The sequence below is a fragment of the Bailinhaonella thermotolerans genome, assembly GCF_003594875.1.
Classification (GTDB): domain Bacteria; phylum Actinomycetota; class Actinomycetes; order Streptosporangiales; family Streptosporangiaceae; genus Bailinhaonella; species Bailinhaonella thermotolerans.
This window is the reverse complement of the sequence record NZ_QZEY01000029.1, coordinates 43,711-60,774: the sequence shown is the minus strand read 5'-3', so window position 1 is coordinate 60,774 and position 17,064 is coordinate 43,711. Positions and strand designations below refer to the sequence as shown.

The window sequence follows — 17,064 nt, the reverse complement described above, 5'->3', positions numbered from 1 at the left end:
CTCGAAGGGGTGTGGGAGAGTAGGACGCCGCCGGACCATCTTTGAACGGAAGGGCCATCCCGGCATGGGATGGCCCTTCCGGCGTTCTACGGCCGATCGCGCGCTCAGGGGCCGAAAGAGGCTGATCCGACACCCGCGGGCCGAGAGCGGGCGGGCGAAGGAATACCAGGGGCCGTGACACCGTTCCATGAACCCCCGGGCAGTTGTTTCCGGAGGGCTCCGAAGAAAAGGATCTTTCGATGATCCGGTGCGTCCGGGGTAGTGTCTGGGAGGGCGAGCCGTCCTGTGTGGTGTCGGCCGCTTGCTAGGCTGTGAGTGATGGGCCACCCCACCTCGGGTGGCCTTCTTCGCGTCATACCACCCGGCGCAACCATCGGGCGCGGGGGAGCGCGGGTCGCGCGGCACGTCGGGCGTGACGGGCGACGGACGACGACTACGAATGGAAAACAGTGGACAGAGATAGCCGCCGCGACGGTCGCGGTCGGGGTAACAGCGGCGACGCCCAGCGGGGCGGCCGCGCCGGCGGTAGCCGGTCGGGAGCAGGACAGCGCCGCGAGGGCGGCTTCCGAGGCGACCGCGACGACCGTGGAGGTTATGGGCGGGGAGGTTCCGGAGGGTTCCGCCGGAACGGTGACACGCGCTCCGGCGGCCGGCCGGACCGCCCCCGCGACGAGGGCGGGCGCGACGACCGCCGCGAATGGCGCCCCCGCGAGGACCGCGACTCCCGGGGCGATCGCGACTCCCGGGGTGACCGTCCCTTCCGCCGTGACGACCGCCCCGGCGGCAATCGCCCCTTCCGGCCGCGTGATGACCGTCCTGCCGGTGACCGCCCGTATCGCGACCGTGGGGACCGCCCCGGTGGCGATCGGCCGTACCGCGACCGCGACGACCGTCCCGGAAGTGGCCTTCCGCGACCGTGGCGACCGCCCCTTCCGCCCGCGTGACGACCGCCCCGGTGGTGATCGTCCGTTCCGCCGTGACGACCGCCCGGGCGGCGACCGGCCGTTCCGTCGTGACGACCGTCCTGGTGGCAACCGTCCCTTCCGTGATCGTGATGACCGTCCGGGCGGCGATCGGCCGTACCGTGACCGCGATGACCGCGCCGGCGGCGGCCGTCCGTTCCGGCCTCGCGAGGACCGTCCGGGCGGCGACCGTCCGTACCGCGATCGGGCCGACCGCCCCGGTGGCGATCGGCCGTATCGCGACCGTGGCGACCGTCCCGGTGGCGATCGTCCCTTCCGCGACCGTGGCGACCGCCCGTTCCGGCCTCGCGAGGACCGCCCCGCGGGTGATCGGCCGTTCCGCGACCGTGGCGACCGCCCCTTCCGCCCGCGTGACGACCGCCCCGGTGGTGATCGTCCGTTCCGCCGTGACGACCGCCCTGGTGGCAACCGTCCCTTCCGTGATCGTGATGACCGCCCGGGCGGCGACCGGCCGTACCGTGACCGCGATGACCGTCCGGGCGGCGACCGGCCGTACCGTGACCGCGATGACCGTCCGGGCGGCGACCGGCCGTACCGTGACCGCGATGACCGTCCCGGTGGCGGCCGTCCGTACGGTGACCGTGGCGACCGGCCGTACGGCGACCGCTCCTATGGGGACCGGAACGACCGCCGGAACGACCGGGGCTACGGCGACCGCGGTGAGCGGTCCTTCCAGCAGCGCGGGGACCGCCCGGGCGGCGACCGTTTCGACCGTGGCGACCGCCGTCCCTCCGGCGGCGACCGTCCCTACGGTGACCGCGGCGACCGGCCGTACGGCGACCGGGGTGGCCGAGGTGACCGGCCCTACCGTCCTCGTGAGGAGCGCTCCGGGCGTCCCGGCGAGGGACGTCCGTACGGCTCGCGCGACCGGTTCGACCGGGGCGGCGACGGCGGCGGCCGTAGCGGCGGGGACCGGCCCTACCGGGCGCGGTTCGGCGGCGACGGCGAAGGGCGCGACCGCGTGCGCTTCGAGCGTGACGGCGAGCGCGCGCCGCGGGTGGATCGCGAGCCCCGCGAGCGGCTGCCCGAGGTCCCGGTGGACATCCGTCCCGAGGACCTCGACAAGGAGATCCGCGCCGAGCTGCGGTCCCTGCCGAACGACCTGGCGGACCTGGTGTCCCTGCACCTGGTCGCGGCCGAGCGCATCCTGCCCGAGGACGCCGAGGCGGCCTACGAGCACGCCAAGGCGGCGCGGCGCTTCGCGTCCCGGATCGGCATCGTGCGCGAGGCGGCCGGCATGGCCGCCTACCGCGCCGGGCACTGGGCGGAGGCGCTGAGCGACCTGCGGGCCGCGCGCCGGATGATGGGGACCGACGCGTTCCTGCCGGTGATCGCGGACTGCGAGCGCGGCATGGGCCGGCCGGAGCGCGCGCTGGACCTGGCGCGTTCGCCGGAGGCCGAGCGGCTCGACCGGGCCGGGCGCATCGAGATGGCGATCGTCGAGTCCGGCGCGCGCCGCGACATGGGCCAGGCCGAGGCGGCGATCGTGACCCTGCAGCGGCTCCCCGAGCTGCGCGACCAGCGTCCGCGGCCGTGGACGGCGCGGCTGCTGTTCGCTTACGCGGACGCGCTCGCCGACGCCGGGCACCTGGAGGCGGCGGCCGACTGGTTCGCGCGTTCGGCCGCGGCCGACGAGTACGGCGAGACCGACGCGGCCGAGCGCTTCGCCGAGCTGTCGGGCGTCGCGCTCGACGACCTGGCCGACCTCGACGACATCGACATCGAGGACAGCGAGGAGGCGGAGGACTCCGAGGAGGGCGCGGACGACGACGTCGACGCGGCGCTCGCCTCGGACGCCGGGGACGACGACGCGGAGTTCGCCGACGACCGGATCACCGCCGGGGACGACGCCGAAGGCGACGACGCGGCGGACGACGACACCCGCCCCGACGACGCCGACGAGGACGACGCCCGTGACGAGGACGTCCCCGGCCCCGAGGGCGAGGGCGACGGTCTTGAGGTGAACACGGCCGGGACGGAGACCGAGGAGGTCGTCGAGGACCTGAAGGCCGGCGACATCGACTCGATCGCGGACACGGCCCAGGCTCCGGACCTCGGCGGTTCGCGTCCCGACGGCGCGGACGAGGAGGTCGGCCGCACCGAGCCGGCCGCCGGGGAGCGCCCCGCGAAGCCCGAGCCCCAGGCCCGGCCCGAGGAGAAGGCGGAGAAGACCGCCGGCAGCGCCGAGGGCGAGGGCGACGGTCTTGAGGTGAACACGGCCGAGACGGAGACCGAGGAGGTCGTCGAGGACCTGAAGGCCGGCGACATCGATGCCATCGCCGACTCGGCGGCGCGGGCGGAGCCCGGCGACGGCGGCAAGCCGAAGTCCTGACGCCCCGCCGTACAGCGGGAACGCGGCGCGGAACTCTCCCACAGGGGAGGGCTCCGCGCCGCGTTCGCGTCTCGGCGGCCGTTCCCCGTCGAGGGCCGTCCTTCCGGCGTACGGCCTGAGCCCGCCGGCGCGGCGGTCGCGTGGCCGGGCCGGGCGGGTCAGCCTGACCGGCGCCTTCTGACGATCACGACGACGGCTCCGCCGGCGATCGCGGCGGCCGCCAGGATGGCGAGCAGGGGGCCGGCGCCGTTCAGCGGTGAGCTCCGGCTGACGTTCCTGGCGGACGACGTGGCGGCGGGCGTGGTCTCGCCGGGGCTCGTGGGCGACGGGCGGGCGGTGGGGGACTCGGCCGAGGCGGGGCGCACGCGGGTGGGCGAGCCGAGCGCGGTGATCAGGTCGGCGGTGAGGGGGCTCAGGCCGTGCGTCTCGTCCGTGAGGCGCAGCGGACGGTCTCCCGCGGGGAGTCTTCTGTTGCCCGAGCAGAGATCCGTCTCCAGGCCGGAGCCGCCGGTCCGGGCGAAGATCAGGTAGCGCTCGCCCTTCTTGACCGCGTAGCCGCACGCGGGTGACTGGGCCGCGGTGGACATGGTGAACTCGGCCCGCGTCTCGCCCTTGTAGACGTGGTCCGCGCTCAGGGTGGCGACGACCCGGCCGCCGCCCTCGGCGGGCCCGGTCAGGCGGACGCCGGTGGCGGTGGCGGTGAAGACCGCGGTGGCCGAGGCCACGAGCTCGCGCGGCTCGGGTTCGGCGCAGGAGCAGGCGCACGCGGTGCCCGTGGGGAGCAGGACCAGGGACGCGGCCATGGCGAGCACGGCGGCGATGCGGGCCATCATGTTCCTGGGACGCGCCGTGCCCGGCGGAGGTTCAGTCCGGGATCAGGGTTTCTCGGTGCGGTCGAGCCAGTGCATGATCCCGGCGACGTTGGAGGCGACGCCGCTGAGGGTCTCGGCGACCTCGGCGGAGGCGTCGTCGGACTGCTGGGCCCGGTAGCGGGACCGGGTGCGGTCGCGGACCATGGCGACCGCGTGGTCCAGGTCGAGTCCGTCGGCGCGGGCCTGGCGGGTGAGGGCGGTCCAGACGCGGAGCTCCTCGGCCGAGCGTTCGAGGGCCTGCGGGACCGCGCCGACCGGGCCGTAGTGGCTGAACAGGAGCCGGGCCGGGTCGAGGGACCGGAAGAGCGCGAGCGAGGCCAGGGCCGTGTCGAGGTCGAAGTCCGGCGGCGGGGTCGCCGGGCGCAGGTCGTCGGTGGCCGGGAGGTAGACGCCGGCGGCGTCGCCGACGTACAGGTCGCCGGTCTGGGAGTCGATCAGGCCGACGTGGTGCTTGGCGTGGCCGGGGGAGTAGTGGCTGTCCAGCCGCCGGCCGCCGCCGAGGTCGATGCTGCCGGTGTCGCCGAGCGCGCGGATGCGGTGGGCGTCGGTGGGGGACAGGTCGCCGAAGAGCACGTCGAGCTTGTCGCCCCAGACCATCCGGGCGCTGGCCATGAGCCGGGAGGGGTCGGCGAGGTGGCGGGCGCCCTTCTCGTGGACGACGATCTCGGCGTTGGGGAAGGCCCTGGCGATGTCGCCGACCCCGCCCGCGTGGTCGAGGTGGATGTGGGTGACGACCACGGTGGCCAGGTCGCCGGGGCCGACGCCGAGGTGGTGGAGGGCGTCGCGCACGACGGGCGCCGAGGTGGAGGTGCCGGTCTCGACCAGGCAGGGCCGATCGCCCCTGATCAGGTACCCGGCGGTGATGCCGGGCAGCCCCGCCATGTGCGTGTCGATCTCGAAGACCTCGCCGCCCAGCGGGGTGATCGCGTCGGCCGGGTTTTCCACAGGGAGCCTCCAGTTCGGGCGTGTCGTCCACAGAATGCCGTTCGGTCCGCGGGGGCCGCCGTCCCATCGTAGAAAGTGGACGCCTCAAGGTCACGGCAGGAGGAGGTCCCATGTCCGCCGAGAGCCCGCTCCCCGGGAATCCGTCCCCCGGAGATCTTTCCCCGGACGATCCCGTTCACCGCAACGAGGTGGTGCTGGCCGGCCGGTTGGCCACCCAGCCCGCGCGGCGCACCCTGCCCACCGGCGACACCCTCGCCGAGTGGCGCGTGGTGGTCCGCCGCCCAGAGGGAGGCGCGAGCAGGTGCCGCGTCGACGCCCTCGAATGCGTCACCTTCGACCCCGAGGTCATCGCCACCGTCGCCGGCTGGCGGTCCGGCGACACGGTGGAGCTGCACGGGGCCCTGCGGCGCCGCTTCTGGAAGTCTCCCCACGGCACGATCAGCCGCTACGAGATCGAGGTCGGCAAGGCCCTTCACCTGCGCCCCGCGCCACCCCCTCGGACGCCTCCCCGCAGGGGAAGACCCGAGGACGTGCCCGAGGACGGTCCCCCGGCGTCAGAGCGACCCCCCACCACCGAGCGACCCCCCAACGCAGAGCCGCCCCCGCCCCCACAACCCGGCGCGCCCACCTCCGAGCCCGTCACCACGGGGGTGCCGGGATCCATCGACCCCGCCGGTTGACCGCGACCCCGCGCCGGAGCTGCCCTGGACATGCGGCCTCTGCCGGGAAGCGGACGCACAGACCCAGCCGGGCCGACGTGCGGCCGACCAGGGCAAGCGGGCGCGCCCGCCGGGCGGCCCAGGGCCGGTGGACGTACGGCCGGCGCCAGGCCGGGCGCCGGTGTACGGCCGGGCGGTCGTGGCCGACTCGACCGGTGCGCCTCGGCGCATCGCCGCCGCCGGCACGGCGATCACCGCCAGCCTCGCGGCGTGCGGTGTCCGTGGGCCGCAGCGGATGGTGGGCGGGCCCCGGCGGAGGGAGTGCGCTTGGCGGGCCCACCGGGAGAGGGCGAGTGAGCCGGCCATGGTGGGCGGGTGTGCGGCCGACCAGGTGGGCGCGCTGCCGGGCCGGCCAGGGCAGGGGACGCCACGGCCGGGCCGGTCGGCGCTCGTGTGCGGCCTGGCCGGGGCGGGCGGGCGCGGCGCCGGAGCCGTAGTCGGCGGACGGTGGCCGACCAGGTGGGCGCGCTGCCGGGCCGGCCGGGGGGCGGTGGGCGTACGGCGGGGCCGCCGCGCTGGTGTGCGGTCTCCGGGGCGGGTGGGCGCGGCGCCGGGATGGTCAGGGGCGGAGGCGGGTCTCGGAGGGGCCCGGCCGGGGCGAACTCGCGGCCGGGCCGGGGCCGGGGGTCAGGAGTCGGGGAAGGTGCGCATCACCAGGCCGGTGCGCGGCTTGGGGGAGAAGGAGGTGGATTTGCGGGGCACCCGCTCCCCTGCGGCGGCCAGCGCCAGGACGTCCTTCACGTCCAGGGGGTTCAGGATGACGGCGGTGCCGGAGGTCTTGGCGGCCAGGCGGATGGCGGCCTCGGGGTCGTGGTGCACGACCAGGACGTTGTCCTCGGTCTCCTCGATGCCCCAGACGCGGGGAATGACCAGTTCCTGAAGAACGGAGGTGGGGAGTGAGCGCCACAGGGCCGAGGTGCCCTCGGGCATCGCGTGGGTGACCTGCTCGGGGTCGGGGTCCGTGAGGAGGCGGAGGCCGTCCTCGCCGGCCAGGAGGAACGCCGGGCTGCGGCGGCCGCACTCGGCCAGGGCGCGCAGAGCCGAGGGGAGGTCGTCCATGTCCCGGACCTGGAACGCGCCCTTGGCCCTGGCGGCGGCCTCGGACAGGGGCAGGCCGGGGATGACGCGGTGGATGGCCTTCAGGTCGGCCGGATAGGAGTTCGCGTCCACCAGCAGGGCCAGTCCGTAGTCCCACGGGCCCGCGCCGCGCCCGGCGGCGTGCTGCTCGCGCTGAAGGGCGAGGTACGTCGCGTAACGGTGGTGGCCGTCGGCGATCAGCGCGCGGCGGGTGCGGAGGTCGTCCGCGATCTCGCGCAGCTCGCCGGGGTCGGTGACCGCCCAGAGCCGGTGCCGCGTGCCGTCCGCGGTGGCGGTCTCCGCCAGCGGCGCCCGCGTCGTCGCCACCTCGTCCACGATCCTGCCCGCAGCTCCCGTACGGCTGGCGCCGTCGTCGGCCGCCACGCCGGGCCGGGCCGCGCCGGGCTCCGCCGTACCGGGCGCGGAGACCGGTCGGGGGGCCTGTCCGGGGGCCGGGTCCGGGGTCGTGCCGAGGGTGGGCAGGGCGGACGCGGGGCCGGCGGGGGCGTCGTCGTACAGGAGGAAGATCGGTTCGAGGTTGGACTCGGTCGCGCGCATGAGGGTCAGGCGGTCGGCGACCGGGCCGGGCATGACGTTCTCGTGCGGGAGGACGACGCCCTGCTCGGGCGTGCTCAGGGCGAGGGCGCCGATCAGGCCGCGCTGGAGCACACCGGTGGCCGAGCGCTGCTCGTACACGTACAGCGCGGGCGTGTCGTCCACCTTGAGCGGGCCGTCGGCGAGCCAGGCGCGCAGCGTGCGGGCGGCTTCGCCGTACGCCTGCTCGCCCCGCCCCGGAAGGATCAGGCGGACGATGTTGTTGGGATGGATGTCGCGGAGCGCGCGGATCGCGTCGGCGTCGATCACGTCATAGGGCGGTGACGTGACGGCGGCGAGGTCCGGGACGTCGAAGCGGACGCCGCGGAACGGCTTGAGCGTGAGACCGGGAGGCACGGGCACGACCGAGTCCCCTTCGGTGATCCGGGTGCGTGAGGTGGGCATGTTAATAGATCGACCCCGTTTGTCTGGGAACAGGAGGCCACACGTAATGACCCAAGGACAGAACGGCTCATCTGATTCCCGAGGCGGCGCCCCCGAGGGCGGCGTCTACGAGTGGTACCAGCGTGGTTTGCAGTTGTTGAAGGAAGGCAGTCCGGCGGCCGCGGCCGCTCTCCTGGCCCGCGCCGTCACGGAGGAGCCGGAGTCGCGCAGCATCCGGGAGGCGCTGGCGCGGGCGCAGTTCGACTCCCGGCAATACGTCGAGGCCGCTGAGAGCTTCCGTTGCATCGTCGAGGCTAACCCATCGGAGGATTACGCCCACTTCGGTCTGGGCATGTCGCTCTGGCGAACCGGTGACATGCACGGCGCCGCCGAGTCCCTGGCCCTGGCCGTGGCCATGCGTCCCGACCTCAAGCACTACGTCAACGCCCTCAGAGGCGTCCGGGCCACCCTCCGCGCCCGCCACGCCTGACCCCCGCCCCACCCTCCACCCCGACCGACTCCCGCCCTGCGCCCAGACCCCCGCCCCGACCGACTCCCGCCCGCCGCCCCGACCGACTCCCGCCCGCCGTCCCCGCCGACTCCCGCCCGCGGACCGGCGGCCTCCGAATCCCCGTCCCCGATCGATCCCCGCTCCCAGATCCGCCGCCGCTGAATCCGCGGCCCTGGCCGGCCTTCACCCTCCAGACCCGACGCCGCCGAACCCCGCCTCCGCCGTCTCCGGCCCGCCGCCGTCCCCTTCGGCCCGCAGGCTCTCCGCCTTCGACGAGCCGCGTCAAGGTCTCGCCTGGAGTGAGGACCACTCATGGGGATCACTCCGCCGGCGACGCCGAACGCCGACAGGCGCCGGACATCCCCTCTGGGCGATCACCGGCCCGATCCCGCCGCCGTTTCGCCGAGGCCGGACGTCGCCCTGGAGGCCGCTGCCGAGGGGAGGGGGCGGCGGGCGGCTGGCGGGCGGGGCGTGGGACGGTATGGGGGACGTTGCCGAGATCGACGGGAGTGGGCACATGGCGGGGGAACGGCCGGGGGTGGCGGAGCGGCCTCGGGGGAGCCGGGGAGCGCTGCTGGACGACTATGACGCGCTGCTGCTGGATCTGGACGGCGTCGTCTACCTCGGACGGGCGGCGGTCCCCGGCGCGGCGGACAGCCTGGGGAAGGCGCGGGAGCACGGGGTCCGGCTCGCCTACGTCACCAACAACGCCTCCCGCACGCCCGGCGCGATCGCCGAGCACCTGACGTCGCTGGGAATCCCGGCGACCGGCGACGACGTGGTGACCAGCGCCCAGGCGGCGGCGCGGCTGATCGCCGAGCGGGTGCCCGCCGGGTCGCCGGTGCTGGTCGTGGGCGGGACGGGGCTGCGGTGGGCGCTGCGCGCGCACGGGCTGCGGCCGGTCAGCGCCGCGGCCGAGCGCCCGGCCGCCGTGGTCCAGGGGATCGCGCCGGACCTGTCGTACGCGCTGATGAGCGAGGGCGCGATCGCCGTGCGGGAGGGCGCGCTGTTCGTGGCGGCCAACGCCGACAGCACCATGCCGACCGGGCGCGGCGAGGTGCCCGGGAACGGGGCGATGATCCAGGTCATCCGCACCGCGACCGGCGTGGACCCGATCGTCGCCGGGAAGCCCATGCGGCCCCTGCACCGCGAGGCGATCATCCGCACCGGCTCGTCGCGGCCGCTCGTGGTGGGGGACCGGCTCGACACCGACATCGAAGGCGCCAACAACGCCGGCGCCGACAGCCTCCTCGTCCTCACCGGCGTCGCCCGCCCCGCGGACCTGCTCACCGCTCCGCCCGAGCACCGCCCCACCCACATCGCGGACGACCTTTCGGGCCTCCTCGTCCCGCACGAGCCGGTCACCCTGGACGGCGACTGCGCGGCCTGCGCCGGGTGGACCGCCCGCTGGACCGGCGGCCACCTCGAACTCCACGGCTCCGGCACCCGCTCCGACGCCCTCCGCGCGGCCTGCGCCGCCGCCTGGTCCGCCGCCGCCGAAGGCCGCCTCACCCCCGACCAGGTCGCCCCCGCCCTCTCCGCTCTCCCGCCGGCGACCCCACCTTCGCCGTGATCCCGGACTTCTGAGCACACCCCGTGCGCGAGCCGGCCTGCTCCCCGCCGAGAGGCGCCTGCCCGGCCGTACGGCGGGCGCGAGCCGTACGGCAGGGCAAGGGGCGACGGGGAGCGGGTCCCCCGCGTGGAGCGGCGTGAGGCCGCGCCGGCCCGTTCAGCGGGACCGGAGGGCGCGCCGGAAGGCGGGGGCCGCTCGCCGGGGTCGGGGGCCGGGGGTCGTCGTTCGGGTCAGAGGCGTTCGATGATGGTGACGTTGGCCTGGCCGCCGCCCTCGCACATGGTCTGCAGGCCGTAGCGGCCCCCGGTGCGCTCCAGTTCGTGCAGGAGCGTCGTCATGAGGCGGGCCCCGGTGGCCCCGAGGGGGTGGCCGAGGGCGATGGCGCCGCCGTTCGGGTTGACCTTGGCCGGGTCGGCGCCCGTCTCCTTGAGCCAGGCCAGGACGACGGAGGCGAACGCCTCGTTGATCTCGATGGCGTCGAGGTCGCCGATGGACATGCCGGTCTTCTTCAGCGCGTGCGCGGTGGCGGGGATGGGCGCCGACAGCATGCGGATCGGGTCCTCGCCGCGGGCCGAGACGTGGTGGATCCGGGCGCGGGGGGTCAGCCCGTGCGCCCTGACCGCGGCCTCGGACGCGATGAGCAGGGCGGCCGCGCCGTCGGAGATCTGGGAGGAGACGGCGGCGGTGAGCCGCCCGCCCTCCATGAGGGTCTTGAGCCCGGCCATCTTCTCCGGCGACGTGTCGCGGCGCGGGCCCTCGTCGTGGGCGACGTCGCCGTACGGCGCGATCTCGCGGTCGAAGCGGCCGGAGTCGATCGCCTCGATGGCGCGGCGGTGCGACTCGTAGGCGAACGCCTCCATCCTCTCGCGGGAGATGTCCCACTGTTCGGCGATCATCTCGGCCCCGCGGAACTGCGAGACGTCCTGCCCGCCGTACCTGCGCTGCCAGCCCTTGGAACCGGTGTACGGGCCCTCGGTGAGGCCGAGCGGCTCGGTCGCGCCGCGCGAGGCGTAGGCGATGGGGATCATGGACATGTTCTGCACCCCGCCCGCGACCACCAGGTCGGTGGTGCCGGACAGGACGGCCTGGGCGGCGAAGTGCACGGCCTGCTGGGACGAGCCGCACTGCCGGTCCACGGTGACGCCGGGCACCTCCTCGGGCAGGCCCGCCGCCAGCCAGCAGGTGCGCGCGATGTCGCCGGCCTGCGGGCCCACGGCGTCCACACAGCCGAAGATCACGTCCTCCACGGCGGCAGGGTCCACGCCGGTGCGGGTCATGAGCGCGGTGAGCACGTGGGCCCCCAGGTCGGCGGGGTGCTCGCCGGACAGGCCCCCGCCGCGCCGGCCCACGGGGGTGCGGACCGCGTCGACGATGTATGCCTCGGCCATTGGCCACTCCTCAGGTTGAGAGGATCCCTTCCAGGACCATCGAGATGTACTGCCTGGCGATCTCGTCGGCCGACAGCGGCCCGTCGCCGCGGTACCAGCTCGCCGCCACCCAGACCGTGTCGCGGATGAACCGGTAGAGCAGGCCGGTGTCCAGGTCGGCGCGGAACACGCCGTCCAGGACGCCCCGGTCCAGCACGGACATCCACATCTCCCGGAACCGCTCCTGGGACTCCACCAGGTACGAGAAATGCGGATTCTTCGCCAGAAGCTTCGACTCGTTCTGATAAATCACCACGGCGGGGCGGTGCCGGTCGATCGTCCGGAACGACTCCACGATCAGCGCCTGGAACGTCTCGCGCGCCCCGAGACCGGAGTCCAGCACGCGGTCGTACGCCGCCCACATGTCGGTGAGGAAGGTGGACAGGATCTCGTCCACCATCGACTCCTTGGAGTCGAAGTGGTAGTAGAGGCTGCCGCCGAGCATGCCGGCGGCCTCGGCCACCTCGCGCACCGTGGTCGCCGAATAGCCCCGGGACGCGAACACCTCGGCCGCGGTGGCCAGGAGTGCGGCGCGCCGCTCGGCGCGCGCGGCCGCGGTGCTCTCGGAGTCTCGGCGTCGTGGGCTCATGGGGAAGTCGACCTCTCGCAGATGGGAACCGCCCGGCCGGGCGGGGAGCGCTCGCTCGCGAGAAGACGATAGCCCCGCCGGCCCCGATGACCTGCGCCTCTCCCCGCCGTGCCCCGTGCGCGGAAGGCCGGCCCGCGCGCCCCATGCCGAGATCTCCGCCCCGCCCGGGGGCACGCGGGACACCGCTCTCCACGCCGATCACTCTACCAAACAATTGTTAGAAAGAACCTGCCTGTGATGCGTGCCACCGAGCAGCGGCCTTCCGCTCTCGGCAAGGGGGCGGGCGATCATGGAGGGGTTACGCTGAGCCCATGGAGCGATCCGGGACGTCTGGGGCGGAGGCCGGATCCGGGCCGGGCGCGGCGGCGGAGAGCGGCCCGGGCCGCCTGCCCCCGACCGCGTGGGCGGTGCTCGGCATCCTGTCGTTCGGCGAGGAGCTCACCGGCTACGAGGTGCGCCGGTGGGCCGACCACATCCTGCGGTTCTTCTACTGGAGCCCGGCGATGAGCCAGATCTACCGGGAGCTGAAGACGCTGGAGCGGGCCGGGTACGCCGCCTCCCGCGTGGAGACCGCCGCCGACGGCCGCCCCCGCCGCGTCTACGCGATCACCGAGGACGGCGTGGCGGCGCTCGCGCGCTGGGTGGCCAGGGAGGACGTCGGCCCCCCGGTCTTCAAGAACGGCACGGCGCTGCGCGTCTGGCTCGGCCACCTCACCACGCCGGACCGGCTGCGCGAGGTGGTCACGGCCTACCGCGACGAGACCGAACGGCTCGGCGCCCAGGCGGAGCACTCCCGCTCGGTCGCCGCCGAGGTCCCCGGCTGGGCGCACCCCGAACTGGTCGCCCGCTGGGCCGCCCGCTACTACGAGTCCGAGCGCGCCCTCGCCGAGGGCATGCTCGCCGACCTGGCCGCCCTCGACGCGCCCCGGCTCACTTCCTGAGCCCGCGGAGCGCGCCACCCGCGCCACCCGCGCGGCGTCTCGCGCGGCGTCTCGCGCGGGTGGCGGGCCAGTTCGTCGAGGTCGTCGAGCATCCGCTGGGTGAGGTCGCGCTCGGCGGCGTAGTGCCGCTCGGACCAGCGCAGCACCAGCGCGGGGTAGGTCAGCCCCGGCGTCTCCGCGGCCCTGGCGGCGTCGGCGGCGGCCTCGCGGCGCATCCTCTCGGCGTAGTCGCGGTGGAGCTCCAGCACCTCGCGCAGGCGTCCGGGCTCCATCAGGTGGCCGAGCCAGGCGCGCAGCATCACGCCGTGCTTGAGGACGGGCGGCTCCACCGGGGCCTCGCCGGCCCAGCGCGCCACGGCCTCGCGCCCGCGCTCGGTGATCGAGTAGACGCGCCTGTCCCGGGCGCCCTCGGCGGGCTCCACGCGCGAGGTCGCGAAACCGGCCCGCTCCAGCCGCTTCAGCTCGCCGTAGATCTGGCTGTAGGAGGGGCTCCAGTAGAAGAACCGCAGGCTGCGGTCGGCCTCCTTCTTCAGGTCGTATCCGGAGCGCTCCCGCCCGAGGGAGAGCATGCCGAGCACCGCCCAGCTCGTCGGCGGCAGGCCCGGGAGCTCCTCGTCGCTCACCGGCCCAGCCTAGACCGCCCCGGCGCCGGGCGGCATGGGGCGGCGCGTCCACGCGAAGCCGCCCGCGGGGTCCCCTGTTCGCCGGGGGAGAGGGGGCCCGCGGCCGTACGGCGGGTCAGAGGGCGGCCATGAGGCGGGCGCGGTGGTCGGAGGGGGAGCCCCAGGCCGAGTGGAGGGCGCGGGCCTTGCGGATCCACAGCGAGGGGTCGTACTCGTCGGTGTAGCCGATCGCGCCGTGCACCTGCAGCGCGGTCTTGGCCACGGCGTACGCCGCCTCGGCGCAGGCCACCTTCGCCGCGGACACGTCCCGGGCGAACTCCGCCGTGCCGTACGCCAGGGCGGCGCCGTACACCAGCGGGCGGGCGAACTCCAGCGCCATCAGCGCGGAGGACAGGTGGTGCGCGACCGCCTGGAACCCGCCGATCGGCCGGCCGAACTGGTGGCGGCTCCCGGCGTACTCCACCGAGGCGTCCAGCAGCGCGCGGCCCACCCCGAGCTGCTGCGCCGCGCAGGCCAGCGCCCCCAGGTCGTACGCCGCCGCCGCGGCCTCGCGCACCGCCTCCCCCGAGGCGCGCACCGCCCCCGGCGTCACGCGGAACAGCCGCCGGGCCGGGTCCAGCGAGGTCAGCCGCTCGCCGGGAGCGGCCGCCGCCAGTTCGTCCCCGGAGACGGCGAGCACGAGGTCGGCCACGTCGGCGTCCAGCGCGTACGGCACCGCCAGCGTGATCATCGCCGTGCCCCCGGCCACGCGCGGCAGCCACTCCTCGTCGCCGAGACGGGAAAGCAGCGCGGCGGCGGCGATCGTCTCCACGACGGGGCCGGGCACCGCGTGGCGGCCCAGCTCGTGCACGGCGGTCACCAGCTCGACCGGGAGCACGCCCGCGCCGCCGTACTCCTCGGGGACGGCGACCGCGAAGACCCCGGCCCCGGCGATCGAGGCCCACAGCGCCCGGCCGGGGCCGCTGTCGCCGTCCGCCCACGCGCGCACCGCGCCCGGGGTCTTCGAGCCGGCGAGCATGCGGTCCAGGCTCTCGGCGAACATGCGCTGCTCGGCGTCCAGGACGAACCTCACGATCGCCTCACCTCACCCGGGGCAGGCCGAGCACGCGCTCGGCGACGACGTTGCGCTGGATCTCGTTGGTGCCGGCGTAGATGGGGCCGGCCAGGGAGAAGACGTACCCCTCCAGCCACTCGCCCGCCAGCTCGCCGTCGGGGCCCAGCAGGTCGAGCGCGGTCTCGTGGAGGGCCACGTCCAGCTCGGACCAGAAGATCTTGTTGAGGCTGGCCTCGGCCCCCACGTCGTCGGTGCGCGAGATCGTCTCGAAGCCCTTGAGCCGGTAGGCCCGCGCGGCGATCCAGACGTCGGCGACGCGGTCGCGCAGCGCGGTGTCGGCGGGGTCGGCGCGTTCGCGCCACAGCTCGACCAGCCGGCCGGCGGCGGCGGTGAAGCGGCCGGGGCTGCGCAGGGTCAGGCCGCGCTCGTTGCCCGCCGTGCTCATCGCGACCCGCCAGCCGTCGCCGGGCGCGCCGATCACGTCCTCGTCGGGCACGAACACCTCGTCCAGGAACAGCTCGGCGAAGGCGGGCTTGCCGTCCAGCCGCCCGATCGGGCGCACGCTCACCCCCTCGGCGTCCAGCGGGAACATCAGGTACGTCAGCCCCCGGTGCCGCTCCGCGGCCGGGTCGGAGCGGAAGACGCCGAAGGCGCGGTCGGCGAAGGCCGCGCGGGAGCTCCAGGTCTTCTGCCCGTTGAGCAGCCAGCCGCCGTCCGCGCGGGTCGCGGTGGCGCGCAGGTTCGCCAGGTCGCTGCCCGCCTCGGGCTCGGACCAGGCCTGCGCCCAGATCACCTCGCCGGAGGCCATCGGCGGCAGCACGCGGGCGAGCTGGTCCGGCGTGCCGTGCTTGAACAGGGTGGGCGCGAGCAGGTTGATCCCGTTCTGCGTCACCCGGCCCGGGGCGCCCGCGGCGTAGTACTCCTCCTCGAAGACCAGCCACTGCAGCGGGGTCGCGCCCCGCCCGCCGTACTCCTCGGGCCAGGAGACCACCGACAGGCGCGCCCGCGACAGCTCGCCCTCCCAGCGGCGGTGCGCGGCGAAGCCCTCCGCCGTCTCCAGGGAGGGCAGCGGCTCGGCGGGCACGTGCTCCCGCAGCCAGGCGCGCACCTCGGCGCGGAACTCCTCCTCGGCCGGTCCGAAATCAAGATCCATCCGCCGCCGCCTCCGTCCTCGTCGCCGCCATCCCGCCGAACGGCTCTCGCCCGCGCGCGCCGCCGCGCTGGGGCGGGTCACGGTGCCGGGCGCGCGGGGGCCGCGCCGCTCGCGGCGCGCCGCCGTCATGGCCGCTCCATTCTTTCTAACAACTGTTTGGTAGGGTAGCGCACGTGAGCGAGATCGAGACGTTCCCGGCCGGGGCGCGCGCCCGCCCGGGGGACGGCCCGCCGAGGGAGGACCGCCCGTGATCCCCGCCTACGTGCCCGGCCACGACCTGCTCAAGGACCGCGTCGTCGTCATCACGGCGGCGGCGGGGGCGGGCATCGGGGGCGCGACCGCGCGGCGGTGCCTGGAGGAGGGCGCGAGCGTGCTGATCAGCGACGCGCACGAGCGCCGCCTCGGGCAGTCCCTGGCGGAGCTGGAGAAGGAGTTCGGGGCCGGCCGGGTGGCCGCCGTCCCCTGCGACGTCACCTCCGAGGAACAGGTCGGGCGGCTGTACGGCACGGCGGTCGAGCGCTTCGGCCGCGTCGACGTGGCGGTCAACAACGCCGGGCTGGGCGGCACCGCCGAACTGGCCGAGATGACCGACGAGCAGTGGGACCGCGTGCTGGACATCACCCTGACCGGGACCATGCGCTGCACCCGCGCGGCGCTGCGGATCATGCGGGACCGGCCCGGCGGCGGGGCGATCGTCAACAACGCCTCGGTGATCGGCTGGCGGGCGCAGCGGGGGCAGGCGCACTACGCGGCGGCCAAGGCCGGGGTCATGGCGCTGACGCGCTGCGCGGCGCTGGAGGCCGCCGACTTCGGGGTGCGCGTCAACGCCGTGTCGCCCTCGCTGGCCATGCACCCGCACCTGGTGAAGGTGACCTCGGCCGAGCTGCTGGAGGAGCTGACGGCGCGGGAGGCGTTCGGGAGGTACGCCGAGCCGTGGGAGGTCGCCAACGTGATCGTCTTCCTGGCCTGCGACTACTCGTCGTACATGACCGGCGAGGTCGTCTCGGTCTCCAGTCAGCACGCCTGACCGCCTGGCGATGGGCCGCCCGGGCGTCCGGCCGGCGATCGACGGCCCGGCGAGGCGACCGCCCCGGCGATCGGCTGACCGGGGAGCCGGGGATCCGGGGATCCGGCGGTCGCGCGTGCCCGCGGGCGCCGGGCGGGGTAGCGTCGGAGCGTCGATCATGTGCTGAGGCTGGGCGGTGCGTGGGTGCGCGGATCCGGGGATCGGGACCATCGGGATGTTCGGGGCGGCTCGGACGCCCAGGGCCGCGCGGGCGGTCAGAG

General features: G+C 75.3%; 14 protein-coding genes. 6 read left to right on the top strand and 8 right to left on the bottom strand.

The features are described from left to right. Positions 1-1,944 precede the first annotated feature (1,944 nt). Positions 1,945-3,315, top strand: coding sequence for an FUSC family protein (locus D5H75_RS42465; protein WP_202638957.1), 1,371 nt, complete (start codon positions 1,945-1,947; stop codon positions 3,313-3,315). A 158-nt stretch (positions 3,316-3,473) separates the two neighbouring features. On the opposite strand, the gene D5H75_RS42460 is transcribed toward D5H75_RS42465, so the two are convergent. Beyond that, entirely contained in the window at positions 3,474-4,148 is a 675-nt protein-coding gene (locus tag D5H75_RS42460) for a hypothetical protein (RefSeq protein WP_202638956.1), read from the bottom strand. A gap of 42 nt (positions 4,149-4,190) precedes the next feature. Beyond that, the gene (locus tag D5H75_RS39285) at positions 4,191-5,069 is read right to left on the bottom strand and encodes an MBL fold metallo-hydrolase (protein WP_119931721.1); all 879 of its coding nucleotides are present in this window, start codon (positions 5,067-5,069) and stop codon (positions 4,191-4,193) included. A 173-nt stretch (positions 5,070-5,242) separates the two neighbouring features. On the opposite strand from D5H75_RS39285, the gene D5H75_RS39280 reads away from it, so the two are divergent. Continuing rightward, positions 5,243-5,812, top strand: coding sequence for a single-stranded DNA-binding protein (locus D5H75_RS39280; protein ID WP_119931709.1), 570 nt, complete (start codon positions 5,243-5,245; stop codon positions 5,810-5,812). Positions 5,813-6,478: 666 nt separating this feature from the next. Here D5H75_RS39280 and D5H75_RS39275 read toward each other — a convergent pair. Continuing rightward, a complete protein-coding gene (locus D5H75_RS39275; RefSeq protein WP_119931708.1) occupies positions 6,479-7,927 on the bottom strand; it encodes a DUF1015 family protein in 1,449 nt (482 codons plus the stop codon). Between the two features lie 46 nt (positions 7,928-7,973). Here D5H75_RS39275 and D5H75_RS39270 point away from each other — a divergent pair, with 46 nt between their 5' ends. Together D5H75_RS39270 and D5H75_RS39265 are read left to right on the top strand one after the other, a co-directional pair. Further along, entirely contained in the window at positions 7,974-8,396 is a 423-nt protein-coding gene (locus tag D5H75_RS39270; RefSeq protein WP_119931707.1) for a tetratricopeptide repeat protein, read from the top strand. A 538-nt stretch (positions 8,397-8,934) separates the two neighbouring features. Then, positions 8,935-9,990: an HAD-IIA family hydrolase gene (locus tag D5H75_RS39265; protein ID WP_119931706.1), complete on the top strand. Its 1,056-nt coding sequence runs from the start codon at positions 8,935-8,937 to the stop codon at positions 9,988-9,990. A gap of 230 nt (positions 9,991-10,220) precedes the next feature. Here the strand turns inward: D5H75_RS39265 and D5H75_RS39260 are convergent, their stop codons facing one another. Further along, on the bottom strand, positions 10,221-11,378 hold the full coding sequence (locus tag D5H75_RS39260; RefSeq protein ID WP_119931705.1) for an acetyl-CoA C-acetyltransferase: 1,158 nt from the start codon (positions 11,376-11,378) through the stop codon (positions 10,221-10,223). 10 nt (positions 11,379-11,388) lie between these two features. Continuing rightward, a complete protein-coding gene (locus D5H75_RS39255; RefSeq protein ID WP_119931704.1) occupies positions 11,389-12,006 on the bottom strand; it encodes a TetR/AcrR family transcriptional regulator in 618 nt (205 codons plus the stop codon). 311 nt (positions 12,007-12,317) lie between these two features. On the opposite strand from D5H75_RS39255, the gene D5H75_RS39250 reads away from it, so the two are divergent. Further along, positions 12,318-12,947: a PadR family transcriptional regulator gene (locus D5H75_RS39250; RefSeq protein WP_119931703.1), complete on the top strand. Its 630-nt coding sequence runs from the start codon at positions 12,318-12,320 to the stop codon at positions 12,945-12,947. Here D5H75_RS39250 and D5H75_RS39245 read toward each other — a convergent pair. The 3 genes from D5H75_RS39245 to D5H75_RS39235 all read right to left on the bottom strand — a co-directional run bounded on the left by D5H75_RS39245 (position 12,869) and on the right by D5H75_RS39235 (position 15,777). Next, on the bottom strand, positions 12,869-13,570 hold the full coding sequence (locus D5H75_RS39245; RefSeq protein WP_202638955.1) for a PadR family transcriptional regulator: 702 nt from the start codon (positions 13,568-13,570) through the stop codon (positions 12,869-12,871). The two genes, D5H75_RS39250 and D5H75_RS39245, sit on opposite strands and share 79 nt — an antisense overlap. A 115-nt stretch (positions 13,571-13,685) precedes the next feature. Beyond that, positions 13,686-14,642 carry an acyl-CoA dehydrogenase family protein gene (locus tag D5H75_RS39240; RefSeq protein WP_119931702.1) on the bottom strand — a complete coding sequence of 319 codons (957 nt, stop codon included), beginning with the start codon at positions 14,640-14,642 and terminating at the stop codon, positions 13,686-13,688. A 7-nt stretch (positions 14,643-14,649) separates the two neighbouring features. Then, a complete protein-coding gene (locus D5H75_RS39235) occupies positions 14,650-15,777 on the bottom strand; it encodes an acyl-CoA dehydrogenase family protein (protein WP_119931701.1) in 1,128 nt (375 codons plus the stop codon). Positions 15,778-16,024: 247 nt separating this feature from the next. Here D5H75_RS39235 and D5H75_RS39230 point away from each other — a divergent pair, with 247 nt between their 5' ends. Then, a complete protein-coding gene (locus D5H75_RS39230; RefSeq protein ID WP_119931700.1) occupies positions 16,025-16,804 on the top strand; it encodes an SDR family oxidoreductase in 780 nt (259 codons plus the stop codon). The last annotated feature ends 260 nt before the right edge of the window (positions 16,805-17,064 follow it).

Coding starts and splice junctions, on each gene's coding strand:
- D5H75_RS42460 (WP_202638956.1), bottom strand. CDS start 4,148: ATGATGGCCCGCATCGCCGCCGTGCTCGCCATGGCCGCGTCCCTGGTC.
- D5H75_RS39265 (WP_119931706.1), top strand. CDS start 8,935: ATGGCGGGGGAACGGCCGGGGGTGGCGGAGCGGCCTCGGGGGAGCCGG.
- D5H75_RS39280 (WP_119931709.1), top strand. CDS start 5,243: ATGTCCGCCGAGAGCCCGCTCCCCGGGAATCCGTCCCCCGGAGATCTT.
- D5H75_RS39250 (WP_119931703.1), top strand. CDS start 12,318: ATGGAGCGATCCGGGACGTCTGGGGCGGAGGCCGGATCCGGGCCGGGC.
- D5H75_RS39270 (WP_119931707.1), top strand. CDS start 7,974: ATGACCCAAGGACAGAACGGCTCATCTGATTCCCGAGGCGGCGCCCCC.
- D5H75_RS39275 (WP_119931708.1), bottom strand. CDS start 7,927: ATGCCCACCTCACGCACCCGGATCACCGAAGGGGACTCGGTCGTGCCC.
- D5H75_RS39285 (WP_119931721.1), bottom strand. CDS start 5,069: ATGGCGGGGCTGCCCGGCATCACCGCCGGGTACCTGATCAGGGGCGAT.
- D5H75_RS39260 (WP_119931705.1), bottom strand. CDS start 11,378: ATGGCCGAGGCATACATCGTCGACGCGGTCCGCACCCCCGTGGGCCGG.
- D5H75_RS39255 (WP_119931704.1), bottom strand. CDS start 12,006: ATGAGCCCACGACGCCGAGACTCCGAGAGCACCGCGGCCGCGCGCGCC.
- D5H75_RS39235 (WP_119931701.1), bottom strand. CDS start 15,777: ATGGATCTTGATTTCGGACCGGCCGAGGAGGAGTTCCGCGCCGAGGTG.